Raw genomic sequence first — 25,208 nt, 5'->3', positions numbered from 1 at the left:
TTCAGGCTATCCCGGCTATCAGCCACACCATGCCGACGATCAGGCCGATTCCGATAAGGTCGAGCACGAGCCCCGCCTGAACCAGACGTTCGATTTTGAGGTGTCCGGTGCTCCACGCGATCGCGTTAGGTCCAGTGCCGGCTGGAAGGATGAAGCCCCAGCTCGCTGCGAGGGCGGCAGGCATTGCAAGCAGAATCGCCGCTTCCCCGAGGCCGAGCGCCGCAGCGAGGCTCGCGACAACGGGGATGATCGCGGATGCGGTGGCGACATTGCTTGCAAACTCGGTGATCAGCACCACCATTGCGACGATCGCAAGGGCCACGATCGCGAGCGGTACCGCTTCGAGCGGCAGGAGCGCGTCGCCGAGCCATTCGGCAAGTCCCGAGGCTTGCATCCCGGCTGCAAGCGCGAGCCCGCCTCCGAACATCATGATCACGTCCCATGGTGCGCGGTCGGCTTCGGACCATTTCAGCATCGGACGGCCCGTGCCGTCCGGCAGCAGGAAGAGAGCTACGCTGGCGATTATTGCGATGGTCCCGTCCGTCCAGCTGTTTTCCGGCAAATATGGTGCGACCCAGCGACGGCTCATCCATAGCGCAAAGGTGATCGCGATGATCGGAACGAGCCGTTTTTCTGCCGAAGACCACGGCGCATGGTCATCGATCGCATTGCGCGCGGCAGCAACATCGAAGGGATGGGATGCTACCTGCTGAACACGGCTGATGATCAATGCGGCAAGTGGCACGCCGATGATGACGATGGGCAGCCCGAAGACCATCCAGTCGGCAAAACTGATCTGCAACCCAATCATATCGTCGAGCAGCGCAACTGCGATACCGTTAGTGGGCGAGCCGACGATGGTGCCAAGACCTCCAATGGTCGCAGCAAAGGCGATTCCCATGGGAAGCGCGCCATACAGCCCCTCGGTCTCGGCCGCCTGTTCGGCGCCGCCGCCTGCAAGCACGGCCAAGGCCATCGGCATCATGATGAGCGCGGTCGATGTGTTGGAGATCAACATCGAGAGGATTGCGGCTGAAATCATGAACGCGAGCAGGAGGCGCGTCTGCCCGCCGCTCGTCCCGATCGCCTTGAGGATCGCGAGGCTCAAGCGCCTGTGCAACCCGGTCCGTTCGATCGCTAGCGCGATGAATGCGCCGCCCAATAGCAGGAACAGGATCGGAGCATAGTAGGCGCTGGCAGTGTCGCGCGCCGTCATGACTCCGCCCAGCGGCAGCCAGATGAATGGCAGCAGCGCGGTCGCGGTGAGCGGGATCGCCTCGGTCATCCACCACGCCGCCATCCACACGACGAGACCGGCGACGAGCCACGCTTCTGCGCTCATCCCGCCGGGGGCGGGGGTGAGCAGCGTGATCGCAAAGGCGAGGGGGCCGACAATCAGCCCGATGCGGCGTGCGGTCATGTGAAGCGTGTATCCCCTCGCGTTTGGAGGGACTTATTCTTGCCGCGCTCGCGGGCCGTGTCTAGTCTTGCCTCATGGATTGGCCCCGCCTGTTTCTCGCCGGATTGAAGGCTGCGGCCATGGGCTCATTGATCGGGACGAGTCTGCTTACCGCGATCACGTTGGTTGTAGGGGTGACCGCCCTTCGCGAAGGCTTGGGAGAGGCGCTTTTCATCATGCTTCTGCCGTTCCTCGTGGGCTTCGGCTGCGCACTCGGCGGATTGGTGATCGTCGGCCTACCTCTCACCCTGTGGCTCAAGCGAAAGGCTCAGGAAAGCCGCAGCGCCTATCTCTCCGGAGGGCTGATCGGCGGCGGGGTCGTGACCATGGTCGTCACATGGGCCATCTTAGGTGGCGATCCCTATTTCGGCCTTTTCATCGCGTTTTTCGGCGCTCTTACGGGCGGCGCCACAGGACATTTCTGGTGGCGCTACGCCCGGCAGGAAGAGGTCGAGCACAATCTCACCCCGCTGGTCGAGGTTTTCGAGTAGACCCTACTCGACTTCGCGCGGTGGCTCGCCTTCCGCATATTGCCCGTCGCCGTAGATCACCTGGCCGGTGCGGATTCCCTGCTTCCAAGCCTTGGTGAGCTTCTGCGCACGCTCTTCCATAAGGCGCTGCTCGGCTCGGTTGGGGCGGGTGGCCTGGTCTGCGCACTTCGCAGCACCGAATACATCTCCCGATACCGAAGGGATGTCGAACGTGATGGGGGCGCATACGAAATTCAGTCCAGGATCGGCGCGACCGTACACCAGATCGGCGATATCGGATTCGTATCTGTTGAACGCTGTACGATCGTACTTACCGATTAGCCGCTTCACATCCTCGCGCGCATACTTGGTCAGGTGCTGGCGAAGCGCCCGGTCGTCAGGAAAATAGAACCGCTCGGCCTCTTCGTAGATACGACTAACGCGCAGCGCCCCATTGAAGGCCTCGACCCCGCGCAGCGAGTTCACGAACTCCTCGGCGGACAATGCGAGCAGCGCGTCGACATTGGTGCCATCGAAGGCAATGCGTTGGATCGAAGGTCCGCCGATCTCTCCGCGGAAAAAGCCATAGATGACCTTGGGGTCGTTCCAGTTCGGGTAGACGATCTTTTCGCGAATATCGCGCGGCGACAGCGATACGCCTTTGACCGTGACGAGCTTTGCGTCCTGCAACCCTGTGCCGTTCGATCCGAACGAACCGTCCGAAGGATCGCGCAACGGATATTGTTGGGCCAGTGCCTCGATCACCGCGACATTGTGAAGATTAAGCCAGAAGGCGAGCTGCTCGTTTCTAGGCAAATTGGTGAGGTCGAGCTCGGTCCCGACCCGTTCCAGATCGCGGCGGTACTCGGTCAAAGCGCGGCGGATTTCGCCATCGACATAGGTAAAGGCGACGCGGTTGCCTTCGAGCCGGTAGCGCGAGGTGTGGCCGTAGATGAACCGGGTACCGGTGCCTGGCGTCGCTCGCGGAGCACCTTCGCGGATCGAGGGCCCCATAGGAATGACCAGCCAGGCCAGCGCCTCGTCCCAATGTGCATAGTCGATCCGGTGGTCGCGGCGGTCGGCAGAAGGAGTGAATTGGGCGAAGCCATCTCCGGTTTTCGCTCCGGAAGTGACCGGCTGAACGAACTCGGCGCTTGTATTGGCGGCAAGCGGTGCGGCAAGGCTCGATAATGCGAGGGCGCCAACGATCGTGCGGGGCTTCATACTTTGTCTCCTACTGGCTGGTTATTCCACTTCACCTTTGTTGGGGGGATCGCCGGGCAGATCGATATTGCTGAAGATGACCTGTCCTTGCCTTAATCCTTTACGATCGACGTAATCGAGTTTCGCTCTGCGCTGAGCGAGCAAGATAGCAACGCCGCGGCTGATCCGTCCGCCCGAAAAAAAACCGTTGTCGCGCGCACCCCCTGCGAGATCGGCGATATCGCGTTCGCGCAGGCTGGCTTCTACTGCTGAGGTTTTCTCAAGCATTTCGAGCACTTCGCCTTCGACATAGTCGGCGAGGTGTCGCCGCAGGTCGGCCTCGAAATTGCGAAAATAGAAGGGCGCGGCCTCCTCGAAGAAGCGGGAGACGTGCAAGGTCGATCCCCGCTTCTCGGTTCCGCGCCTCGAATTCATGAATTCACGGGCTGCGCGGTCGAGCTGGTCTCCGACTTGTCGGCCATCGAACGCCTGCCGTTGCATTGCCGGCCCGCCGATCTCACCGCGCCAAAAGCCGTAAATAACCTTGGGATTCTTCCAGTTAGGGTAGACAATCCTCTCGCGGATATCGCGCGGGGAAAGCGCCACGCCCTCTACCGTGATGAATTTCGCTTCATCGAGCGGTACGCCGCCGATCTCGATCTCGTGCGGCTGGCGGACGGGCCAATTCTTCGCAATCTGCTCGACCATGGCAACATTGTGGAGGTTGAGCCAATAGGCGAGCTGTTCGTTGCGCGGGATCGACTGAATATCGAGTGTGTCGGCCACGCTTTCGAGATCGCGGCGATACTCGGTAAAGCTTTCGCGCACCTCGTCGTTCATGAAAGAGAACGCGACCATCGAGCCATCGAGCCGGTAGATCGAATTGTGGCCGATTTGCCTGCGGGTACCGATCACGCTGGGAGGGTTGAACGGCTTCTTTCGTAGCGGCGGACCCATCGAAATGACAAAGTTGCTCAGGGCCGACGTCCAGATCGAATAGTCGATCCGGTGCTGAATACGGTTTTCGTAGGGCATGAACGTGGCAAACCGGTCATCCGAAGCCGGCGGCACAGAGGCGGGTTCCTGCGCCTGTCCTTGGCTGGCGACCAAAAGCGCCGCGCCCGAAGCGCAAAGCCAGGAACAATACTGTGCCTTCAAGTCCACCATTGGCCAAGACATCCCCTGCTGCTTCGCCGCGATGTTGGCATTTATCTTAGGAAAACAGAACCCTCCCTGAACGACAGTAACAAAAAAGGCCGCCAAGCTTCTCGCCTGGCGGCCTTTCGGGGTTGTCCGGCTGTTTCGGGCTCAGCCGGACGGTGTGATGGCGAAATGGGGGATCATTCGACTTCGCCTGTATCTTTGTCCTCGGGGTCACCCGGCAGACGGATATTGCTGAACGTGACGGTTCCGGTGCGGCCTTCGCGGATGATCTTCTGGAACTTCTGTTCGCGCTGGGCGAGAAGTCGGCCCATGCTTTGCGGAATACGGAAGCTTTGCGACACTCCATCGCTCGTGATGTTCTGATAGGTCGGCTCGCGCACACCGCCGGCAAGATCGGCAATGTCGTGTTCCTTGATTACCGGTTCGATGCCCGAGGTTGCATCGAGAATTGCAGCAGTTTCGGCATCGGCGAATTGCGCAATGTGAGCGCGCACGTCTGCTTCGAAGTCCGGGAAGTAAAAAGGCGCGGCCTCGCTGAAATACTCTGAAACCTGAAGGGTCTTGCCCGATTTCTGCGTCCCGCGCAGCGAGTTCACGAAGTCGCGCGCGCTCTTGTCGAGCAGGCGGGCCACATTGTCTGCGTTGTAAGCTTCACGCTGGATCGACGGTCCGCCGATTTCGCCGCGCCAAAAGCCGTAGATGACCTTGGGATCTTTCCAGTACTTGTAGACAATCTTCTCGCGAATATCGCGCGGGCTCATGCGGATGCCTTCGACCGTGATGAACTTGGCATCATCGAGTCGAACGCCATCGATCTCGATCTCACGTGGCTGCCGGATCGGCCATGCGTTCGATATCTGCTCGATTATCGCGACGTTGTGCAGATTGATCCAGTAGGCCAGCTGCTCATTGCGGCTGAGCGCCTGAATATCGATCTTGTCGGCGGTCGCCTCCAGGTCCTTGCGATATTCTGTGAAACTCGCCTTTACGTCTGCATCCAGAAAACTGAACATGAGCCGCGTGCCTTCGAGCCGGTAACGGGAGACGTGACCGTATTGGCGGCGCGTGCCGAATCCGGGGTCGGGTCGGCCCGCACCCTGGCGCAGCGAGGGTCCCATGGAAATCACGAGGTTCTTCATCGCCTCGTCCCAGATCGAATAATCGATCTTATCGTTGTTCGGAGTGCTCGACGGTGTGAAGGTTGCGAACTGCGGATCACCGGCGGAGGTGTCTTGTCCGGCGGCAGGAACTGCCAAGAGCGCGAGCGCGGCAGCAGAGAGGGTGAGGGCCTGAAGGCGGGGCATATCAGTTCAGTCCTTCCTTTGGTCGACCCTCTTGGCGGGGCCTTTTTTGGGGGATGCTCCAAGGGAGGAGCGGTAAGAGGGTGTCACGTAGCTTGTGATCGTTACCGAAGTGGGACCGGTCTCAAGGGGATTCCCGTTGAACGGATCAAGACCGGTCCGCGCCTCGTGAGCATCATATAGCTCAACAGGTTATACGAGTGTTGCCAGTAATCGGATGCAGTGTGTTATTCATCGAATACACCTGCCGCTTTCCTTATCGGACGCAGGACAGTGGCGACCTGGCGCAATTTTGCATTCCCTGGCACGGATATCGTATCTTCAGGAACGATGAAGCACGATCGGCAAATCGAAACGCTTACCGCCCCATCTTCGCGCGTAGCGGAAACACTCGCGCTCGCATTCCGCGATGATCCCGCGCTCTCATGGATACAGCCTGATCCTGAAGCGCGACGACGGATGTTGCCGCGCTTTTTCGCCATCGCAGCCGAGCAGTCCCAGCATTATGGCGGAGTGCTGGCATCCAAATCGCGGACCGCCGCGGCGCTGCTCTACCCGCCTGGCCAAGTCAGGGAAGGTGGGCTCTGGGTTTCGCTCAGGCTGCTTGCAATCTTCAAGACTGCCCTTTCGCGCGGCCTGAAAGTGGCCGAAGCGATGCATAAGGAGCATCCTCGACCACAACCCTATTTATATCTTCGCTATGTTGGCGTCGCTCCCGAGGCGCAGGGACAGGGGCTGGGCGGTGCGATCATCCGCGACATCATCGCCCGCGCTGCTATGCAGAGGCGTGGCGTGCTGCTGGAAACGGCAACCCAAAGCAATGTAGCGATCTACACCCGGCTCGGCTTCGACATTGTATCGGAGTGGGAGGTGCCGGGCGGTGGTCCGAAATTCTGGACCATGATCCACCCGGCTCCCTGAATTCGACAACTTACTTCGGTGCCAGCACCATAAGCATCTGACGGCCTTCGAGACGCGGGAATGCCTCGACCTTGGCGATTTCCTCGACGTCTTCCTGAACGCGCTTCAGGAGATCCATGCCAAGGTGCTGGTGCGCCATTTCTCGCCCGCGGAATCGCAGGGTGACCTTCACCTTGTCGCCTTGTTCGATGAACTTGTTTACGTTCCGCATCTTCACGTCGTAATCGTGCGTGTCGATGTTGGGACGCATTTTCACTTCCTTGATGTCCTGCGTCTTCTGCGTCTTGCGCGCCGCGTTGGCCTTTTTCTGGGCCTCGTAGCGGTATTTGCCGACATCGAGGAACTTGCAAACCGGCGGGTCCGCATTGGGGGACACTTCTACCAGATTCAGCCCTTTGTCCTGGGCCTGCTCTACCGCTTCTTGGGTGTACATTACGCCGAGGTTCTCGCCTTCGTCATCGATAACGCGGACTTTGGGAACCTGGATAAACTGATCGTAGCGAGGGCCGCTTTTCGTAGGCGGGGCCATCGAACGCCGAGGTGGACGGGCTATGTGAGAATCTCCTGTTACAGCCGTTGGTTTGTGCGGGCTATGTAAGCCGAAACCGGCGGAAATTCTAGCGGAGACTTTGAGCTAGATGGTGGCAGTTTTTTTGCACAGGTGGTGAAAGCTGTGTTGCCTTGATACGCAACGGCACTTAGACGCAGTTTAACTAAAGGTTAGGTTTCTGTGAACTCAGAGCCTTATACCAAGAAAAACATCGAGGAATCAGTTTCATGTTCTTTGGGGTGGGCAATAATGTCTGGCGAACGAAGCGATTCCGTGGATACCGATTCGAATCGGATCCTGAGTGATGAGGAGAGATTACTGTTCCGGATCATGTCCGGCGGTGGTTCCCTTCGCGCAATCAAGAAATCAACAGGGCTGTCGAGCAAAAAAGTTAGGGCGATAGTTGGCTCTGCAAGATTAGTTCTTGCTGCGAATGATACTGCAGTCGACGACTTCCTCGATATGGTCAACAAGTGGCCTGTGAATGATCAAGATGGATTGTTCTTTGCTCAAGATAAGGTATCTGAAAGCCGCGCCGAGTATCTGGTGCGACCAACGCGCGATGACACGAAGGTTTCGGACGAGAACGATCATCTTGACCGGCGGCAGGAAATAATTGCCGAGATTGAACGGGAATGGTCACCATTCGAAATGCGCGACCTTGGCGGTTCCTTGATCAGGTTGGCCGACGCTCTCGATCAGAACTGGGATCCCGCCAATGTTCAGGCCGCGTTTCACTGGCCCTCTGCCGCTGCGCAGATCGAGCGCAACTCTATTGAGCTCGCGAAGAAAGCGACGCTGCTCAAACGGCAGAACTCGATGCGGAAAAAATTTCTGCCAGAAGCTATGCTTGGCGAACCGACATGGAACATGCTCCTGGAGCTGTTCTGTCAGTTTGCGGGTGGGGCGATGGTCAGTTCCAAGAGCCTTTGCATCGCGGCAGATTGTCCTGAGACAACGGCGCAAAGGTACATTGACCGTCTCGAAGAGTGCGGACTTGTCGAACGAGCCAAGTCGAGCACGGATCGCAGGGTCACCATGATCAAGCTCACGAAAAAAGGTGTCGTAGGGGTTGGTCGAGTGCTTGAGAGGATGCTTGTCTAAGCGGCTTCGCGATAAAGCGGGAATGTGACCAATTTGCCCTTCGCCGGGAGCACAGCATCGATCCGGCTTGCCGGACCAAGGGCACGCAGGATTTCGCGCGAACCGGCATCCATTCCGCCGGTATAGGCTCCGAAAGCGGGCAGGATCATGCGGTCACCGTTATTGGCCGAGCGGCTGATTACACCGCATGGCCGGGCGATATGCCGGTTCCTTACTTTAAGCCGCATCTTGGGATGGTAATGGCCCGAAAGCTCTGGCCGGGTTTCGCCGCGCTTTGCCTCGTGCCGCAGCACGATGCCGTTCAATTCGAGCTCTTCGACCAGTGTCGCTCCGAATGCACGGTGCATCTGTTCGTCATGGTTGCCGGTAATCCAGACCCAGTCCAGTGCGCGGGTCAACGATTCGAGCATTCCGGCTGCGTAGGGATCGAGTCGATGCGTGCCGGCATCATCATGGAAGTTGTCACCCAGCGTGATCACGCGCCGAGCCCCGGTCGCTTTCACCCCATCTGCAATCCGTTCAAGCGTCTCGCGGCTGTCATAGGGCGGCAGCATCTGTCCTTGTTTCGCGAACCAGCTCCCCTTCTCGAGATGCAGGTCCGCCACCAGCAGCGCGCTCTCGCGCGGCCAGTAAAGCGCATTGCTTTTCATGAGGACAAGCTCCTCCCCCGCGAACGGGAGGGGTGCGAACGAAACGGGAACCATGAGCATCAGATGGATCGTATTCCCGACATTGGCAAGGGTGTTTTCGATCCTCGCTCATGTTGACTTGATCTGTGTCAAAGCGGATGGACATCGGGACTGCAATCGCGACGCGTCGCTGCAACCGTTTGAGGAATTTGATCACAATGACAGATTGGGAGCCGAAAACGGCCCGTGCGAAGGAATGGTTCGAAACCCTTCGCGATCAAATTTGTGCCGCCTTCGAGGCAATCGAGCGCGAGGCGGGGTCCGATGCCTCTTTCACCTACACGCCGTGGCAGCGTGAAGAAGAGGGCAATGACGATCCCGGGGGAGGCGTGCAGGGATTGATGAAGGGCAAGGTTTTCGAAAAGGTCGGAGTGAATGTCTCGACCGTGCGCGGCAACTTCCCGAAAGAGTTCGCGGCCAACATCAACGGCGCCGACCCCGACAATCCCGGCTTTACCGCCACGGGTATCAGCCTCGTTGCCCATATGAAAAACCCGCACGTGCCCGCAGTTCACATGAATACCCGCTTCCTCACCACCGGCAAGGCGTGGTTCGGCGGCGGAGCGGATCTCAATCCGCCTATCCCTTATGAAGAGGATACGGAGGAATTCCACGCCGCAATGCGAGCGGCATGCATGGCCCACAATCCGACATATTACGAGCGCTACAAGAAGTGGGCGGACGAGTATTTTTACCTTCCTCACCGCGAGGTCCATCGCGGCGTTGGCGGGATCTTTTACGACCATCTCGAATGCGACGATGATCCGTCATGGGAGCGCAACTTCGCCTTCACACAGGATGTCGGCCGTGCATTTCTCGATATTTATCCCAAACTTGTAAGGAAGCGGATGGAGAGCGACTACACGCCCGAAGACGAGGCCGTTCAGCTCGAATACCGTGGCCGCTACGCCGAGTTCAATCTTGTATACGATCGAGGCACGATCTTCGGCCTCAAGACCGGCGGCAATATCGATGCGATCCTGATGAGCTTGCCCCCCCGTGCAACCTGGAGCTGATCGCACGTTTTTTGCGTTGCAATAGAGACATCCACGCCGCACATTTGCGTTGATGCTTCGCCAGTACGAACTCGTGGAAAAGGTCAAGGAATACGACCCGGACGCCGATGAGGCGGCGCTGAATCGCGCCTATGTTTACACCGTCCAGAAGCACGGCACGCAAAAACGCGCGTCGGGCGACCCGTATTTCTCCCATCCGATCGAAGTCGCCGGACTGATGACCGACCTGCAATTGGATGAGCAGACGATCATCACCGCGCTCCTCCATGACACGGTTGAGGACACTCTGGTCACGATCGAGGATATCGAGGCGAATTTCGGCAAGGAAGTCGCGCGGCTGGTCGACGGGGTGACGAAGCTTTCCAAGATCGAGGCCATGACCGAGGACGAACGGGCGGCCGAAAATCTCAGGAAATTCCTGCTTGCGATGTCGGAGGACATCCGCGTGCTTTTGGTGAAGCTGGCCGATCGCCTGCACAATATGCGCACGCTCCACTTCATCAAAAACCCGGAAAAGCGCAAGCGCATCGCGCGCGAGACCATGGATATATATGCACCGCTCGCCGAGCGCGTGGGCATGTACGAATATATGCGCGAGATGCAGGCGCTCGCTTTCAAGGAACTGGAGCCGGAAGCCTACAACACCATCACCGAACGGCTCGAGGAGCTGCGCGGACAGGACGGCGGACAGGTCGATGCGATCGCGCTTAAAATCAAGCAGGCGCTCGCCGAGGCAGGGCTGACTGTCGAGGTGTCAGGCCGCGAGAAACACCCCTACTCGATCTGGAAGAAGATGGCCGAAAGGCATGTCAGTTTCGAGCAGGTGACGGATATAATGGCATTCCGCGTCATCTGCGAGAGCGAAGCCGATTGCTATGCGGCCCTGGGGGTCTTGCATACGACGTGGCAATTCCTCCCCGGCCGGTTCAAAGACTATATCTCGACCCCGAAAAACAACGGCTATCGCTCGCTTCACACCTCGCTGATGTACGAGAACTCGATGCGCGTCGAAGTTCAGATCCGCACGCGCGAGATGCACCGCCGCAACGAATTCGGTCTCGCCGCTCACTGGGCCTACAAACAGCACGACAAAGCCGATGGGCAGGTCGGCTGGCTGCGCGACCTCATCGAGATCGTCGATGCCAGCCACGATGCCGAGGAGCTGCTCGAGCATACGCGAATGGCGATTTACCAAGATCGCATTTTCGCCTTCACCCCCAAGGGCGCGCTGTTCCAGCTGCCGAAGGGCGCAACCTCGGTAGACTTCGCCTTCGCGGTCCACACCGATCTCGGCCTTTCGACAGTCGGCGCCAAGATCAACGGGCGACATATGCCGCTGCGCACCCAGCTCAACAACGGCGACGTCGTCGAAATTATCAAGGGATCTACCGCTGGGCCGCAACTTTCATGGCTCAGCTTTGTCGTGACCGGAAAGGCGCGCGCGGCAATTCGCCGCGCAGTCCGCCTCAAGGAACGTGCCGAAGTTGCCGACATCGGCTCCAAGCTGTTCGACCAAATCGCCGCCAAGGTGCCCGCGCGCATCGGCAAGAAGGCTATACGCGCAGCAATCGAACGCCTTGGCATGGATGGTCCCGAAGACCTGATGTACGCAATCGGATCCGCCAAGCTGACCGATCGCGAGGTGATGGAAGCGCTAGTCCCCGGATGCACCGCCGATTTCGACGAGAACGAGGATTGGTCACCGCGCGATCGTGCGATCTCGATCAAGGGCATGACGCCGGGGGTCGGCTACGAGCTGGCGACTTGTTGCCACCCTGTGCCCGGCGACCGGATCGTCGGCCAGCGGCGTAAGGGCGAAACGGTGCTCGTCCATACGATCGATTGCCTTGAGCTTGCCAATGGCGTCGATACCGATTGGCTCGATTTAAGCTGGGGCAAGCGTTCGCATGGCGCTGTTGGTCGTCTTTCAGTCACGCTTTACGACCGGCCCGGAACGCTCGCGGAGATGGCCGGCATCTTCGCGCAGAACAAGACGAACGTTACAAGCCTTGAGCAGACGCAGCTCGATCATCCGTTCACCACTTACGAAATTGACGCCGAGGTACAGGACTTGGCGCATCTTTCGCGCATATTGAGCGCGCTTAGGGCCAGCGACGCGGTCGCACAGGCCGAGAGGATCTGAGGGGAGGCGCCGCCATGGCGATCATCGGGTTGGACCACATCCAGATCGCCATTCCCGAGCGCGGAGAGGACGCAGCGCGCGAATTTTACGGCGACCTTCTGGGCATGCACGAAGTGCCGAAACCGGAGATTCTCTCGAAATCGGGATGCTGGTTCGAACGCGGATCGGTCAGCCTTCATATAGGGGTCGATCCCGACTTCGTGCCCGCACGCAAAGCGCATCCCGCGCTGCTCGTCGACGACCTTCAAACGCTGCGATCACGGGTGGAAAACGCGGGACACACCACCTACGACGACAAGCCGGTCGAGGGGTATGATCGCTTCTTCACTTTCGACCCTTTTGGCAACCGCATCGAATTCATGCAGCACGTGAAAGCAATGTGAGGACTAGATCGGCGTCACTTCGAGCGCAACTTCGTCACCTTCTGAGAGAGCCTCTGCACGCATTACCTTCCTGCTGACGAGCAACACCCACTCGGACTGCTTCTCCTGCGGGAAGACCGAGGTGCGCCATTTGGTCTCACCGATCCGGGCGGCGACTTTCACCGACCCGAAGCCTCGACTTTTGCCGAATTCGAGCCGGTGAAGCCGCGCATGCATGGCGAGCGCTTCTGCCTCCTCGCCCTCGAAGATGACGAGGTGATAGGTGCCCCGGTCGCCCTGCCAGCGCTTGAGTGGCAGTGTGGCGGTGATCTTGTCACTCACTCGCGACCGCGCGGATAGGAACGGGAATGTTGCAGATATCCGCGCCGCCAGCGGGGACTATAAAGAAAGGATCGCGACGGTTGGCCCGCGCCTCGGCATACTTGGCGAAGGTCTCGCCCTCCGTGGAGAGGTATTCGAATTGAGGTCGCTCGCCCTCGGGCAGGTCGGATGCGACGCGAACCGAGAGGATCGGGGTGCGTTTGTCCGCCTCCTCCTCGGTGTAGAAGCCGAGCACGCCGGAACCGCGCGGGAGCGAGGAAAGATGCTCCATCCCGCTGATGATCCGCCCGACCAGTGCGATGTTGCGATCGAGATGGCGCGGCGCATGGCCGATCACGGTGTAGAGCTCCGCGCCCGAGCCTGTGTCGGGGGAGTAGTTCCGCCCGACGCCGACCATGCCGTAGCAGTGGACGGGCCACCGATCGGACTTGTCGGGATATTGACGAAGGGCAAAGGGCCAGCCATGCTCGAACGTGGCGGAACTGGCATAGGCGTCCCGCAAGATTGGGGCCCGCCACCCGTCTCTAACAATTGGATTGAAATTGGCCGCGATGTCCGGCGAAATAAGTTTGACCGGCACACGCGTCGTATAATCATCCTCCCCCATCACATTCAGCCCCTCGGGCAGAGGCTTCGTCTCGGTCTCCCCGCTTTCCGGATTATCGTATCCCGGATCGCCCCACTGGACGACGTAATTGTCCTGCACGCGATTGACCGAGATCCCGTCATACCAATGCGCGCGGGCAAGGGTGCGGATGTTCTCTACCCAGCCTTGGCTGAAAGGCGCGGGCATCAGCTGGATCACGACCTCGCGCGGATTTCCATCCGCATCGGGTGCGAGAGTCATCACCAGCATGTCTTCCGCCGGGATCGCGACCCATTCCTCTGCCGCCGCCTCAGCCACGATCTCGTTCGGGCTCGGCGCACCTTTGGGCTCATCCTTTGCGGAAGCGGGAAGGGTGAGAGCGAGAACCGCGGTGGCGGCAACCAGTGAATTTCTCATCCCGCACCTGTGCCAAACGGCGCGCAGCGTCGCAAGTCCGACCGGCCGCCAGTAGCGATGCGACCTTCAGATCACGTGAGCGAGGAAATAGATCACAAACACAAAAGCCCCTCCCCGCGCGTTTTCGAGGGCGGAAAGGGGCTCTCGTGACAGCGTTCGCAGGGAATGCTTTGCCGCGCAGCGCTGCCGCGTGCGAGTCGCTATAGCATGAATCGGACGGCTTGAGGGGAGACAAACGCACTTCGCCTTGCACAGCGGAGCGTCCGTCGCTATCGGCGCTGTCTTGTCCGAATGCTCGCCCGGCTTGGCTGCTCGGCGGGCGCCAATCTGGACATGCGGAGCAGTGGCCGAGTGGTCGAAGGCGCACGCCTGGAAAGTGTGTATACGGTAACCCCGTATCGAGGGTTCGAATCCCTCCTGCTCCGCCATCTTCCTTGATGATATTGCTCCATATCTTCCAGTCCCTCGCCAGTGTGTAGCAATTTGAGCTAAGTCGCCGATTCCCCGTTTGTGATGGGATCTACATAGGGTTCGTCACAAGTGGGCAGATTTCGAGCCAAATCTAAATAATCCGGACCAACACATGCGTCGGTGCTTCTTGGACTTTGGTCACGCGGTCCCAGTCTACTTCCCAAGTATGCAAAGTTGGGAATCAATCGCGCGGTGCGGCGCGCGACTTGAAACGGACCAGGAAATGGCTCGCGTTGAAGCCGGCATTATCCGCTGAGTTCCGAACCAAGACCCTCTTTTGAGCTATTCGACAATCCGGGATATCAATGTTGATGAGCGCTTGGAGAGTGAGAATAGAAGGATGATGTCCCTGGAGGGCGTCGTGCTGCAAGGCCGGTGCCATCAAGGTCAGGCGCAGATTCATACGATAGGAATGGTCGGCGGGCGAAGCAGGAATGGTCGGCGGGCGAAGCACTGAGCGATGGCATGCCATTTGGCCAATCCTCTCAACGATCGACCTACGCTATGTACCAAATGTTCTGATGACGGACAGGCAATCTTACATAAAGCTACTTGCCTGCGAGCGTCTTCTGCCAACTCTCATCTAGACGGGCGGGGAAGTCGTCGGCCGTGACAGGGCCGAGCGCGGCCGCTGTGCGGCGACGGATCACGTAATGGCAAACCGCAAAGTGCGATGAACCGAGGGCGTGAAACATAGAGTCGCAGAGCCCCGCGCGGTAGTTCAGCTCGTCGCTGTCGGCGGTTTTGAATTGCAGCCCACCAAGCGCGTAAAGTGAGGAACAGCTCCACCGCAATGATCGCGTTGATTACGAAGAAACATACATGATGCCTGCGAAAAAATGCCGACGCGTTATCGCCACGGACAGCGCGTCGCGGCAATTTTCATCGGACGATTTCGACTTGACTAGTCAGACGGCGATACTGCCGGAGGACAAAATAAATGCAAGACAAGGCACCACAATTGCTTGATGAACCGCCTCGTCTCATTCGCCAAAAAGATGATAGCCGATCGGATTGGAGGATTTCTGCCGATGAACTCGCAAGCGCTGAACGTGCTGGTCAGTTAACCGGTTGACCTCCTGCGTATGGATCGAACGGATTGTTGTGCGCAGGCTCGGGTTTTGGAGGCGCACCGTCAGGGGAAAACGTCCGAGGATAATCGTCGCGAATTGGAACCGTTGCAGCCGGCGGGGTTCTCAGCGTCGGGCGCTCGGGAATGACAGAGATCAGTGTTTGGGCAATATCGAAAGCGCCAACCAGGATGAACCCGCCTATAAGTACAGACAAGCCGCGCCTCATGGCCATTCTCCCCGAGAGTAACTCGAAGGCCACAAACGCTATCGCTAGTGTCAGGAGTACCCCGGCCAAGGGTCCGGATATGAGGGCGACGAGCCAATCGACTGCCTGTCCAACCGAATTCACATTCACACCCCCGATTGCCAGTTCAGACTACGCAACTTCAACCGGAGCCCGATGCCTCAAAGCACACATCCCAAGCAAAGGGCAGAATTTTTCGGAGGTAGAGCTCATTTCGGCAGCGTGCAGTTTGACTTAGTCAGGTTGCCAGTTGCACGGCAACACTCATGCCCAGATGTCATGGCACCACGGTTCCGAACTGCTGGAAAATCGCGGTCGAGAAGCTGGCATCATTGGCGCGCAGTCCCAGTCCAATTTCATCCAGACTTCCCCCTGCTGCATTCAGGTAGGAGGAGAGGTTTTCAGACCCCATCTCGACCCAGTTATATCCATCGGGGCTGACAAGGAGAGTGACCGCGCTTGCGGTTACGTTGACTCGCAGCCACTTTGTTGACCCGAGCAAGTAGCGTACCGCGACGCCGTCGGACGCATAGGAGGTGGGACCACTCCATCTTTGGATACCCACCGTCCAAAAAGGATCTCTCGATGATTTACCTCGGCCGAGATAAGCGTGCAGTATTCGTCCGGACAGTGAATTTCTCAAGATGATTGTCGGGTAGGAATAGTAGCTGCTGGAGACACCGGTGACACCGGAAATCTGATCAACGCGCATGTAAACGTCGAATGGCGCCGAGCTCGGTGCGGCTTGCATAAGCCCGTGAATTTCGCCGTCGATATCGGCTGTAAAAACAAGGCCATTGATGCCGTCGGTTGCGACAGCACCGCCCTGGTTCAACCACGTGAAATTCGCGAGGGCGGGTATGGTTTGAGGGGAGGCTTCGTACGAAGCGCTACCTCCTCCACCACCGCCATTGGTCGCAGAGGTGATGCGCCCCTTGCTGTCGACGATAATGCTGGGATTGGCGTAGCTTCCCGGTACGACGCCTGAGTCAGACAAGGTCGTGACCGTCGAACCTGATGTGGTGACATCGCCGGTTAAGTCGCCGCCGGTGATCCCGGTCGCGCTGTTGAAGACAGCGATTTCACCGGCATTCGGCGTGCCATCGTGCGTGACCGCATTGTTCTTGGTTTCGTCGACACACGCGGCGACTGCGTTGAAGTTGTCCATCACTTCGGTTGCATCGGCAACTTGGCCATTCACAAGGGTGTTGGGCACGGTGCATTGCTGGGCATGCGCGGGACTTGCGAACGCAATGAGCGACCCGGCCAATAGCGTAAGTCCAAATGTTGTTCGCATCGCGTGCTTCCTCTTGTCAGTGTGGGTCGTCTTAAAGATTAGTTTTGCTCGTGCTGTCGTTTATCTCGTGCGGTATCGCCCAGATGAACTCGGCCTTCACAATGATTGCATCGGCGAACGTGTCGAGCGAGTTGTTGTTAGGGCAAATCGAGGCCGGTGTCCGTTTCTTTTCCGTGCTCTGCACGGTCAATCACGCGGATATAGCTGTCCGAGGGCTTGCCCAAAGTCACCGTTCCAATGCGGTAGCTCTTTCCTATTAAGGATGACCTGGGCCTTTTAAGCTCGACAGAGTAAAGGCGCCTTTCGAAGAAGCTCACGTGCGCCACGTATTTTCGATCTTCAATGAAGAGACTTACCTTGAACAGACGGTCTTCAAATGCAGGGTCCGGGATCAGCGGTAGGCTGCCTTCGTTGTAGAAGAAGAACACATTGATCCGCCCCTGCGCCATCCATGAATAGAAGTAACGCTGATCGAGTTGTGTGCGGACTGTCTCGGCAATGTCCGCTGGTATCTGGTTCAAAACCGCCTCGATGATGTCGAGATGCATCTGATCGGCTTTCCAACGGCCTTCTCGCTCGACAAATCGCCAGGTATCCCAAAAAAAGTGCCAGGCAGACTTCAGGGCGTATATGATCATCAGTCTTCTCCGGTTACCGCAGCAGCCGCGGCGCCCGTAGCTGTAGAAACCTTCAGCCAATCTGGAATCCGATCAAGCTTTTGGAGTGATCCCGGCAAACGCCGCCCCATTTGCCGATAACCTATCGGCCACCGCTTCGGATCATGCTTGTAATGCCGTCTTGGCGAGGCCCAGCTGCCATTCAATCCGCCTCGGCGATTGAGAGCATTTCTGAGCCGTCCGCTGGTAAACTTGTTCACGGCGCTCTTTGGAACGGAATGCGACCATTCTTTGCCGGTAACTCGGCTTAAGCTTCTCGGGCCAAAACGATACAAGATGCGAAAGCCGGTTCCGCCACCGATGGCCCCAAGCGCGCCGGCCATGGCCAGATCATAGATGTCCGCGCAATCGTTGGTGAAGTACTCAATCGCTACGGCTATTCCGGCGCCGACCATAAATGGAACGAAGGCGGCTTCACCTCTCGGATCGATCAAGTTAACGGGATCAGCAGCCGCATAAACATACGGATTTACATCCCCCGCGAGCCCTATCGGGTCCGCCTGAATATACCGCCCCGTCACGGGGTCGTAATCGCGGGCGCGGTTGTAGTAGAGGTCTGAGAGCACCTGGCTCTGGCCCGGGAAGCCGGGGCGAAGGAAATCGTTGCTCGGCGTTACAACGGAGCCTTGCGCGTTCGTTGTCACGATCGGCACGCCGAGATGGTTGCCGTGGACCCAGTAGAGCTCGAACTGGTTCGAAGCGTTCTCGGCCACCAGCGCAAGCGGCCCGTATCCTGCAATGTGGTCGCCCCCGCCAAAAGGGGAGTTGTCGTTCGCAGCGGGCGGTATCGCCCAGATGAACTCGGCCTTCACATCGCTTGCCGAAGAGCCGTATTCCGCGATTACCCGTCCATACGCGTCGTAAACGAAGTGTCGCGTGCCGGTCGGCTTGTCGACCCGCACCCGGTCACCGAGGCCGTTATAGGTGTAGGTCTGCGCGCCGATACTGGTGCGGTCGTATGTGGCCAGCCTGCCATGCCCGTCATAGGTCGCCGTGACCACGATGCCGCCGGGGCGCGTTTCACTCACCGTGTTGCCGCGTCCATCATAGGCGATTGACCGCGTGCCGCTGGCATCGGTGAAAGTGTCGAGCCGGTTGGTGCCTGCGGTGTATGTGTAGGTTTCCGCAGACGTGCTGGCCCCGTCAGACACGGCCAAGGTCAGGCGCCCGACCTCGTCATAACCGTAGAGCACGGAGTTCGCCGGGGTCACGTAGTCTGCAATTGCGCCAACTCGCCCGACCGCGTCGCGGCGATAGACGAGGTGCGAACGGTCACTAACATGGATGGTCGTGGGTGACGGTTTGTAGGAGAAGCCATCTATTCTTCCCGTTCTCTAAACATAGCATCACCGTTAATCCAAAAAAATTCTGGTTCCTTACTATTTTTACAAACAGCTTCAATATAAGCTATGGCGCACTCTATACTATGTATCTGATCTATTCCACCGATTACTGCATCGTATTTCCTCAATGGCTCAAATGAAACGAAGCATTCATATCTTCCATTCTTTTTGGGGGCGGGCTGAGAAATCGATATTTCTCCTCTCTGCATATCATTTTCAAATCTGAATATTATCTCACGTGATAAAAAAGAATCCGTCATAACGGTCGCCTATCGTGTATGTTTCGTCTTCCAGGAAGGTATGGCGGCGTTGAAGGGCTACCCTTTGAACGACATTCTCCGTATCGAGTGTTTGCAACTGTTTCACATTTCTTGAAGTTGTAAGCGCGGCTCATTCCGCCGAGGTTCCCTTTCGGAGTTGTGTTCCACTCTGTACAGTCTTGCAGATCATCTTGCAGCCGCCATTCGCAGCGTCCGTCATCATCAGAATTGTCATAGTGCCGTTCAAATTGGCTCCATTTGCTCGGTTTTGAACTGCTCATCCTCGTCCGATTTATGCAGTTAACCTCATCAAGAAGAAGAGCGAGCCCGCCAATTAGAACTGTTGCCGTTGCGACCCCGGGCAAAACAGGGGATCTAATAAGCGGTCGTGCTTTTGGTGGTGCGAATTTGGCCGGATCGCCCTGCAACAATCCCAGCGGATCGATCAAGTTAACGGGATCAGCAGCCGCATAAACATACGGATTTACATCCCCCGCGAGCCCTATCGGGTCCGCCTGAATATACCGCCCCGTCACAGGGTCGTAATCGCGGGCGCGGTTGTAGTAGAGGTCTGAGAGCACCTGGCTCTGGCCCGGGAAGCCGGGGCGAAGGAAATCGTTGCTCGGCGTTACAACGGAGCCTTGCGCGTTCGTTGTCACGATCGGCACGCCGAGATGGTTGCCGTGGACCCAGTAGAGCTCGAACTGGTTCGAAGCGTTCTCGGCCACCAGCGCAAGCGGCCCGTATCCTGCAATGTGGTCGCCCCCGCCAAAAGGGGAGTTGTCGTTCGCAGCGGGCGGTATCGCCCAGATGAACTCGGCCTTCACATCGCTTGCCGAAGAGCCGTATTCCGCGATTACCCGTCCATACGCGTCGTAAACGAAGTGTCGCGTGCCGGTCGGCTTGTCGACCCGCACCCGGTCACCGAGGCCGTTATAGGTGTAGGTCTGCGCGCCGATACTGGTGCGGTCGTATGTGGCCAGCCTGCCATGCCCGTCATAGGTCGCCGTGACCACGATGCCGCCGGGGCGCGTTTCACTCACCGTGTTGCCGCGTCCATCATAGGCGATTGACCGCGTGCCGCTGGCATCGGTGAAAGTGTCGAGCCGGTTGGTGCCTGCGGTGTATGTGTAGGTTTCCGCAGACGTGCTGGCCCCGTCAGACACGGCCAAGGTCAGGCGCCCGACCTCGTCATAACCGTAGAGCACGGAGTTCGCCGGGGTCACGTAGTCTGCAATTGCGCCAACTCGCCCGACCGCGTCGCGGCGATAGACGAGGTGCGATAAGTCAGCGCCGCCTGTGGTCGACGACAACCGGCGCGCCGCGAGGCGTCCGTCCGAGCCCCAGTCATTGGCTACTGCCAGCCCGTTGCCGAGCATCACCGCTTTCATTTGTCCAAACGGCTCGTATTGATGGCCGCTGGCGACGATCTGCCAGGTGGGCGCAGCGGCGTTCTCCTTCGTTTCAACGAGATTGACGCGGCCCTGCGTATCGTACCCATAGCGCACCAACCGGCCCGAGGGATAAGTGAGTTGGGTAATGCGATCGGCAACATCGTATTCGTAGGTGAGTTGTGCGGCTACGCTCGTACCTATGACCTGCTGCTTGGTAGTCCGATTGCCGCGATGGTCGTAGGCGAAAAGCGTCGTGCCCGATCCATCGATAACCTTTGAAAGCCGACCTACTTCGTAGGAGCCTGCCAGTCCGCCGGTATCCCAGTGATATTCGATCACCTCCGAGGAAGGGCGACCTTGGGGTTCGATACGGGTGATGCGACCAAGGTAATCACGCGTGTAATTGACAACTTGTCCGCGTCCGTCGGTCGATTGGATCATCCGGCCTGCCTGATCGTAAAGGTATGTGCTGGTTCCGCGATCGGGCGAGGATTCCTGAATTACCTCGCCAAAGCCATTGTATACGAACTGTGTTGCGACCGAGATCGAATCGGTGAATGTCAGTGTGTTGTCCTGCGCATCGTAGGTGGATGCCACGGTTCCACCATCAGGTGCGACGGTTGAGACGATGCGGTTAAGCGCATCAAAAGAGGATTCGGTCGTGAAGCCGTTCTGATCGGTGATAGAGGTGGGGTTGCTGACCTTGTCGTATCCCCAGCTAGCCGGAGAGCGCGTGCCGAAGGTCTCATGCAGAAGACGTCCTAGTTCATCGAATTGTCGCCGGACGAGAAGCGAAGTGGACCCGTTGCCCCGCTTCACAACCTCGCGCTCGACATTGCCCGCTGCGTCGTAGGTGTATTCCCATCGCTCGCCGGTCCGGGCCCGAATAACCGTCAGGCGGTTCGCCGAGTCATATTCCACCGTTAGAGGCTCGGTACCGGGCAGGGTCAACTGGATGAGATTTCCAACCTCGTCATACGCCATCGAAGTTGTGGCATCGAACGCGGGGTTGGTTGGATGCTTTGCCGTTATGGTCTCTGCTCGTCCGAGCGGATCGTAGGCGAAGGTCGTAATCGTGCCATTCGGATCGGTCATAGAGCTTGGTCGACCATTCGCATCGTGCCCCGCGAAGGTCTTAACGTGACCAAGGGGGTTCGTGACGGAGAGCAAGTTGCCGCTAGCGTCGTACGTGTAAGTGGTCAGATCGTCCTGAGTACCGCTCGCTGCGAGCGGACCGTCTTCCGAAAGCAACCTGCCATTGGCATCCCAGTCGTAGGTGTATGTCCGCGTCCGGCCATTGGTCGAATACGGTGCCGAATGGCTCGTCGTGTCGGCCAAAGCGATCGTTTCGAGCCGGCCATTCGCATCGTATGTCCGGGTTTCAGTGAGCCCCGGGCCGACTAACATCGTCGGCACGTTGAATTTTGCGTGCCATGTGATCGTCGTCGTCCGGGCTTCTGGCGTCCCGCTTGCCTCGGTGATGCTGATGGGACGGCCACGTGCATCCCGTGTAGCCGTGACGAGCCGCCCTCTGGCATCCGTCGTGCTGCTCAAAAAGGTCCCGCCGGAGTAGCCAAGCGTCTCGACAGTTGCTTCGGTTGAGTCAGTCGCACCGCTATTGATTGAAGTGAGCTGGTACTCGCGATTATTCGCGGAAAACTCGCTGAAGGTGTACTCGCTCCGCTTGCCATACTCGTTGGTGACGGACCGAACACGGTCGGAACCGTTCTTGCTATAGGCAATCGTTTTGCGTTCTGCTCCATCTGACAGCTCACTGGAAATCACGCGGCCCGAAGTATCGTAAGTGAACGTGGCGATCCGCTCGCCGCGGCGGTCGATTATACCGGTGACGTTCTTCCCGTAGACTTCGTTTTCATAGAGATAGCGAACCGAGTCGAGTACGTCGCTGGTCGCCGAACGGCGTACAACTCCTACAAGTCGCTGTATTTTGGGAGTAAACGTTTTGTAGGCGTGGGCCTTCGTGCCGCTCGGAGCAGAACCTCCGCGCCATCGCTGGGCCCAAACGGACGAGCCATATGCAATAGGCGCTGGCGCGGGAATATCCTCATAGAGGTACTCAAGCGAGGTGCCATCGGGCAGAGTTATGCTTTCAACGGCAACTGCTTCAGGCGACGTTCCAATCGAAACGGGCGCGTGTGTAGTGATGCTGAACTTGAGCCAGTTGAACGTCGCCGTCCTGCCCAAGCTATCCGAGAGTGTGGCGAGACTTCCATCGGGCGCGTAGGAAAACGTTTGCGTGTAGCCAGAGCGCATCGTGATTGTCGTCGGCCAACCACGAAGGAACTGGCCACCATTCAAACCTACACGCGTCTCCAAAATCCAAACGGAATCGTTACGATCAGTCAGGCGCCAACTGCTCGAGGAGTCGCGTAAGGTGGCAAGATCGGAAGGCAGCGTGCCTAGGAATTCGAGTTTCAGGCCTCCCGATGAGCTCGAAAAACCGGCACTAGCGTCTTCCTCCCATGTTCCATCAGATTGAAGCTTGAAGCCATACCCGGTCCCATCAGGAAGCAGAATTGCGACTGTAGCATCTGGCGAGCTGGGCGAACCTTGAATGATCCCGAGTTGAATCTCGCGGTTGAATTCAAAATTCCAAGAGCCCTGTAGGCCTCTAAGTTGTGCGCGCGGCAATACGCTTTGCTGAATTGGGCGCCCCACCTGATAGCTGCGATATTGTCGCTCTATTCTGAAAAGCCCATCTGCTGTAGAATAATCAACGGCCTCCAAGTATTTGGCGCCGGTCGAGAGGATTACCGGATTGTCGGTCTTGGGATTTGGCTTGCCGTTGTTATTGCAAGGGTCGCTGCATTCCCGTTCCCTTGATGCGGAAAGCCGGCACAACCCATCTTGCGTCGCATAATACCCAACAGGGCAAGTGATTTCGACGTATGACGGAATGATCGTGCCGCAATTGCCAATTCCGCCCGACTGCCCGGGTTCGGGGCACAGGTATTGAAACCTGGTCCACTCGCAATCCACTCGGCGCCAATCGTCTCCTCTTTCTCTTATACCAATAAAACGGGACGAAGGGTTGTTACCCTGGTATTTCTCCCATTGGGCTTCGCAGGCCATATATGGGCTGTGGAATACTCCGCCCGGACCTGCTTGCGATATCCAACCTGCCAAGACTGTCTCGGGTGGATCTGTTTGTGCGCTCGCAGGGGTCGACTGGATCGCTGAGATTGCTACCAAGAAAAGGGCCAAAATCAATGCATTTATCGCCCTGCGCAGCGATCCGCCCCACCTTCCAATTGCGTGGGTCGAGGGTGAGATCCTGAAGAACCGGGGGCCGCTGGACCGAGAAGGCAAAAGTGTCATTTGCATGAAATTGGAGAACGACAGGGCTGGCTTCGCCTGTCGCGAATAGCTTTGCTCTCCCGTCATGACTTACCCCATACCGTGCAGCCGAATGTAGCGGTGCCCCAAACCGAGGTGTTGGCGGCCAGGGCGGACATTGAGCTCTGCAGCCGATTGCCATTCTTGTCGTATGTTAAGCGAAAGCAGTTGCTGTAGGCCGGGGCATAGATCAGCGATGGCACTGTTGAGTAGACCCCCGCAAGAGGGAGCGGATTGGCGTAGGCCGGCGATCCTAGACCTAATTAAGAGCAAGTATCCCGCAACGTATACTGCGGCTTGTCGTAGGGCGCTCGACCGTGTTCTTTTCACTCTCGCCCACACCATCTTGCTCATTCCATCGTTTCAGCAATCTCACGAACGATCGCATCAACTCGACGAAGGTCAAGTCATTGACAGCCTTGATATTAGCGGATCAGCCAAGCTCACAACCTGACTTCTGCGGTTTCTTGATCCGGGGCCTATAGAAAAAATGAAGACCAGCTTCGTTGCGAAAGAAAAGTTCAGCGCGCTTGGCTGACGCTCGAAAGATTGGAAGGCGGTCAAGATGTGATTCGCGTCCTTCGCTTGTTGGCTGAAATTCGCGAGGCCACCCCTGCGCCGAATGCAGTCGGTTCAGTTCCCCATTTTCTTGGAGATCAAGAGAGACGCCTCCGCACTCGATGGGGAAAGCGAGCCGCTGTTAAGCAAGCAAGGCTATTGCTTCAGGAACCCGAGAATTTCCTGCTCGCCGACAACGTCGGCATATTTCGCATCCATATCGAACAGGTTCGCCTCGTGAGGGGCAGGGTGCCGATCGCCAACCGCATCTCTCACAACGGTCGTGATGAAGCCGTTTGATATCGAATCGACACAGGAGGCGCGCACGCATCCGCTCGTGGTGAGGCCCGTCAAGATGACGTGATCCACTCCCTTCGCCGTCAAGGTGGCGGCAAGAGATGTTCCGAAGAACGCGCTGGGATATTGTTTGGAAACAACCAATTCGTCATCGGCGGGAATCAGCCCCGGGGCCCAATCCCCCATAGGATTGCCGGCCAGGAAATGGCGCAGCGGTTTGACCTTCTCGAAAAAGCGGCCTCCGTCGATCCCGTTCGCGTGGTAGACGACATTGGTAAGGATGACCGGAATTCCAGCTGCACGGGCAGCCTCGCGAACCCGCAAGGCCGATGCCAGCACGTCCTCGACCCCGGCAAAGAGTTCGCAACCGGGATCGAAATAGGCCCGGACAAAATCGATCAGGAGCAGGGCCGGCCTCTTTCCAAAGCCCGCCTTGTGACCATACGCCTTGGCATAGTTGGCTGCCAGATCGCTCATGCGCGCAACATTGCCAGAGGACGCCTTTGGCCG

21 protein-coding genes and 1 tRNA gene are annotated in these 25,208 nt (G+C 58.1%); 7 read left to right on the top strand and 15 right to left on the bottom strand.

Going from position 1 to position 25,208, the window contains the following annotated elements:
• Position 1: 1 nt before the first annotated feature.
• Positions 2 to 1,420 carry a DASS family sodium-coupled anion symporter gene (locus FIU90_RS14340; RefSeq protein ID WP_152435393.1) on the bottom strand — a complete coding sequence of 473 codons (1,419 nt, stop codon included), beginning with the start codon at positions 1,418 to 1,420 and terminating at the stop codon, positions 2 to 4.
• Positions 1,421 to 1,494: 74 nt separating this feature from the next.
• Between FIU90_RS14340 and FIU90_RS14335 the strand changes: the two genes are divergently transcribed.
• On the top strand, positions 1,495 to 1,950 hold the full coding sequence (locus FIU90_RS14335) for a hypothetical protein (RefSeq protein WP_152435392.1): 456 nt from the start codon (positions 1,495 to 1,497) through the stop codon (positions 1,948 to 1,950).
• Positions 1,951 to 1,953: 3 nt separating this feature from the next.
• Here the strand turns inward: FIU90_RS14335 and FIU90_RS14330 are convergent, their stop codons facing one another.
• The 3 genes from FIU90_RS14330 to FIU90_RS14320 all read right to left on the bottom strand — a co-directional run bounded on the left by FIU90_RS14330 (position 1,954) and on the right by FIU90_RS14320 (position 5,600).
• A complete protein-coding gene (locus FIU90_RS14330) occupies positions 1,954 to 3,153 on the bottom strand; it encodes a DUF547 domain-containing protein (RefSeq protein ID WP_152435391.1) in 1,200 nt (399 codons plus the stop codon).
• Between the two features lie 21 nt (positions 3,154 to 3,174).
• Positions 3,175 to 4,299, bottom strand: coding sequence for a DUF547 domain-containing protein (locus FIU90_RS14325; protein WP_152435390.1), 1,125 nt, complete (start codon positions 4,297 to 4,299; stop codon positions 3,175 to 3,177).
• Positions 4,300 to 4,472: 173 nt separating this feature from the next.
• Complete coding sequence (locus FIU90_RS14320) at positions 4,473 to 5,600, bottom strand: DUF547 domain-containing protein (protein ID WP_152435389.1); 1,128 nt, start codon at positions 5,598 to 5,600, stop codon at positions 4,473 to 4,475.
• A 327-nt stretch (positions 5,601 to 5,927) separates the two neighbouring features.
• Here FIU90_RS14320 and FIU90_RS14315 point away from each other — a divergent pair, with 327 nt between their 5' ends.
• A complete protein-coding gene (locus FIU90_RS14315) occupies positions 5,928 to 6,518 on the top strand; it encodes a GNAT family N-acetyltransferase (protein ID WP_152435388.1) in 591 nt (196 codons plus the stop codon).
• Positions 6,519 to 6,528: 10 nt separating this feature from the next.
• Here the strand turns inward: FIU90_RS14315 and infC are convergent, their stop codons facing one another.
• Positions 6,529 to 7,047, bottom strand: a complete 519-nt coding sequence (gene infC, locus FIU90_RS14310) for a translation initiation factor IF-3 (RefSeq protein ID WP_152435387.1) — start codon at positions 7,045 to 7,047, stop codon at positions 6,529 to 6,531.
• 294 nt (positions 7,048 to 7,341) lie between these two features.
• Here infC and FIU90_RS14305 point away from each other — a divergent pair, with 294 nt between their 5' ends.
• Positions 7,342 to 8,172 carry a MarR family transcriptional regulator gene (locus FIU90_RS14305; RefSeq protein WP_172970285.1) on the top strand — a complete coding sequence of 277 codons (831 nt, stop codon included), beginning with the start codon at positions 7,342 to 7,344 and terminating at the stop codon, positions 8,170 to 8,172.
• Here the strand turns inward: FIU90_RS14305 and pdeM are convergent.
• On the bottom strand, positions 8,169 to 8,876 hold the full coding sequence (gene pdeM / locus FIU90_RS14300) for a ligase-associated DNA damage response endonuclease PdeM (protein ID WP_152435878.1): 708 nt from the start codon (positions 8,874 to 8,876) through the stop codon (positions 8,169 to 8,171). The genes FIU90_RS14305 and pdeM overlap by 4 nt on opposite strands.
• Positions 8,877 to 9,019: 143 nt before the next feature.
• On the opposite strand from pdeM, the gene hemF reads away from it, so the two are divergent.
• Genes hemF through FIU90_RS14285 form a run of 3 tightly spaced genes read left to right on the top strand, consistent with a single transcriptional unit; the run spans position 9,020 to position 12,403 of the window.
• Complete coding sequence (hemF, locus tag FIU90_RS14295) at positions 9,020 to 9,877, top strand: oxygen-dependent coproporphyrinogen oxidase (RefSeq protein WP_152435385.1); 858 nt, start codon at positions 9,020 to 9,022, stop codon at positions 9,875 to 9,877.
• A 52-nt stretch (positions 9,878 to 9,929) separates the two neighbouring features.
• The gene (locus tag FIU90_RS14290; RefSeq protein WP_152435384.1) at positions 9,930 to 12,020 is read left to right on the top strand and encodes a bifunctional (p)ppGpp synthetase/guanosine-3',5'-bis(diphosphate) 3'-pyrophosphohydrolase; all 2,091 of its coding nucleotides are present in this window, start codon (positions 9,930 to 9,932) and stop codon (positions 12,018 to 12,020) included.
• 14 nt (positions 12,021 to 12,034) lie between these two features.
• Entirely contained in the window at positions 12,035 to 12,403 is a 369-nt protein-coding gene (locus FIU90_RS14285) for a VOC family protein (RefSeq protein ID WP_152435383.1), read from the top strand.
• Positions 12,404 to 12,406: 3 nt separating this feature from the next.
• On the opposite strand, the gene FIU90_RS14280 is transcribed toward FIU90_RS14285, so the two are convergent.
• Positions 12,407 to 12,724: a DUF1905 domain-containing protein gene (locus tag FIU90_RS14280; protein WP_152435382.1), complete on the bottom strand. Its 318-nt coding sequence runs from the start codon at positions 12,722 to 12,724 to the stop codon at positions 12,407 to 12,409.
• Positions 12,717 to 13,727, bottom strand: coding sequence for a peptidylprolyl isomerase (locus FIU90_RS14275; RefSeq protein ID WP_152435381.1), 1,011 nt, complete (start codon positions 13,725 to 13,727; stop codon positions 12,717 to 12,719). The genes FIU90_RS14280 and FIU90_RS14275 overlap by 8 nt, the downstream gene beginning before the upstream one ends.
• 337 nt (positions 13,728 to 14,064) lie before the next feature.
• Between FIU90_RS14275 and FIU90_RS14270 the strand changes: the two genes are divergently transcribed.
• Positions 14,065 to 14,155: transfer RNA gene (locus FIU90_RS14270), tRNA-Ser, on the top strand.
• A 1,102-nt stretch (positions 14,156 to 15,257) separates the two neighbouring features.
• Here FIU90_RS14270 and FIU90_RS15885 read toward each other — a convergent pair.
• From FIU90_RS15885 to FIU90_RS14235, 7 genes are all read right to left on the bottom strand, one after another.
• The gene (locus FIU90_RS15885) at positions 15,258 to 15,620 is read right to left on the bottom strand and encodes a TrbC/VirB2 family protein (RefSeq protein WP_172970284.1); all 363 of its coding nucleotides are present in this window, start codon (positions 15,618 to 15,620) and stop codon (positions 15,258 to 15,260) included.
• Between the two features lie 172 nt (positions 15,621 to 15,792).
• The gene (locus tag FIU90_RS14260) at positions 15,793 to 16,785 is read right to left on the bottom strand and encodes a hypothetical protein (protein WP_234029543.1); all 993 of its coding nucleotides are present in this window, start codon (positions 16,783 to 16,785) and stop codon (positions 15,793 to 15,795) included.
• Positions 16,786 to 16,949: 164 nt separating this feature from the next.
• Positions 16,950 to 17,450, bottom strand: a complete 501-nt coding sequence (locus tag FIU90_RS14255) for a hypothetical protein (RefSeq protein ID WP_152435379.1) — start codon at positions 17,448 to 17,450, stop codon at positions 16,950 to 16,952.
• Positions 17,450 to 18,700: an RHS repeat-associated core domain-containing protein gene (locus FIU90_RS14250; protein ID WP_152435378.1), complete on the bottom strand. Its 1,251-nt coding sequence runs from the start codon at positions 18,698 to 18,700 to the stop codon at positions 17,450 to 17,452. The genes FIU90_RS14255 and FIU90_RS14250 overlap by 1 nt, the downstream gene beginning before the upstream one ends.
• Positions 18,701 to 18,807: 107 nt before the next feature.
• Positions 18,808 to 19,092, bottom strand: a complete 285-nt coding sequence (locus tag FIU90_RS14245; RefSeq protein ID WP_152435377.1) for a hypothetical protein — start codon at positions 19,090 to 19,092, stop codon at positions 18,808 to 18,810.
• On the bottom strand, positions 19,089 to 22,760 hold the full coding sequence (locus FIU90_RS14240; RefSeq protein ID WP_172970283.1) for an RHS repeat protein: 3,672 nt from the start codon (positions 22,758 to 22,760) through the stop codon (positions 19,089 to 19,091). Before FIU90_RS14240 ends, FIU90_RS14245 begins: the two co-directional genes overlap by 4 nt.
• Positions 22,761 to 24,557: 1,797 nt before the next feature.
• A complete protein-coding gene (locus tag FIU90_RS14235; RefSeq protein ID WP_152435375.1) occupies positions 24,558 to 25,175 on the bottom strand; it encodes an isochorismatase family protein in 618 nt (205 codons plus the stop codon).
• Positions 25,176 to 25,208 lie beyond the last annotated feature (33 nt).

Origin of the sequence: Erythrobacter sp. THAF29, from assembly GCF_009363635.1 — a bacterium.
Lineage (GTDB): Bacteria > Pseudomonadota > Alphaproteobacteria > Sphingomonadales > Sphingomonadaceae > Erythrobacter.
This window is presented reverse-complemented; position numbering and strand designations above follow the sequence as displayed.

Coding starts and splice junctions, on each gene's coding strand:
- FIU90_RS14235 (WP_152435375.1), bottom strand. CDS start 25,175: ATGAGCGATCTGGCAGCCAACTATGCCAAGGCGTATGGTCACAAGGCG.
- FIU90_RS14240 (WP_172970283.1), bottom strand. CDS start 22,760: ATGCGCTCTGGCTACACGCAAACGTTTTCCTACGCGCCCGATGGAAGT.
- pdeM (WP_152435878.1), bottom strand. CDS start 8,876: ATGGTTCCCGTTTCGTTCGCACCCCTCCCGTTCGCGGGGGAGGAGCTT.
- FIU90_RS14340 (WP_152435393.1), bottom strand. CDS start 1,420: ATGACCGCACGCCGCATCGGGCTGATTGTCGGCCCCCTCGCCTTTGCG.
- FIU90_RS14325 (WP_152435390.1), bottom strand. CDS start 4,299: ATGGTGGACTTGAAGGCACAGTATTGTTCCTGGCTTTGCGCTTCGGGC.
- FIU90_RS14335 (WP_152435392.1), top strand. CDS start 1,495: ATGGATTGGCCCCGCCTGTTTCTCGCCGGATTGAAGGCTGCGGCCATG.
- hemF (WP_152435385.1), top strand. CDS start 9,020: ATGACAGATTGGGAGCCGAAAACGGCCCGTGCGAAGGAATGGTTCGAA.
- FIU90_RS14330 (WP_152435391.1), bottom strand. CDS start 3,153: ATGAAGCCCCGCACGATCGTTGGCGCCCTCGCATTATCGAGCCTTGCC.
- FIU90_RS14290 (WP_152435384.1), top strand. CDS start 9,930: ATGCTTCGCCAGTACGAACTCGTGGAAAAGGTCAAGGAATACGACCCG.
- FIU90_RS14275 (WP_152435381.1), bottom strand. CDS start 13,727: ATGAGAAATTCACTGGTTGCCGCCACCGCGGTTCTCGCTCTCACCCTT.
- FIU90_RS14245 (WP_152435377.1), bottom strand. CDS start 19,092: ATGACGGATTCTTTTTTATCACGTGAGATAATATTCAGATTTGAAAAT.
- FIU90_RS14255 (WP_152435379.1), bottom strand. CDS start 17,450: ATGATCATATACGCCCTGAAGTCTGCCTGGCACTTTTTTTGGGATACC.
- FIU90_RS14285 (WP_152435383.1), top strand. CDS start 12,035: ATGGCGATCATCGGGTTGGACCACATCCAGATCGCCATTCCCGAGCGC.
- FIU90_RS14320 (WP_152435389.1), bottom strand. CDS start 5,600: ATGCCCCGCCTTCAGGCCCTCACCCTCTCTGCTGCCGCGCTCGCGCTC.
- FIU90_RS14315 (WP_152435388.1), top strand. CDS start 5,928: ATGAAGCACGATCGGCAAATCGAAACGCTTACCGCCCCATCTTCGCGC.
- infC (WP_152435387.1), bottom strand. CDS start 7,047: ATGGCCCCGCCTACGAAAAGCGGCCCTCGCTACGATCAGTTTATCCAG.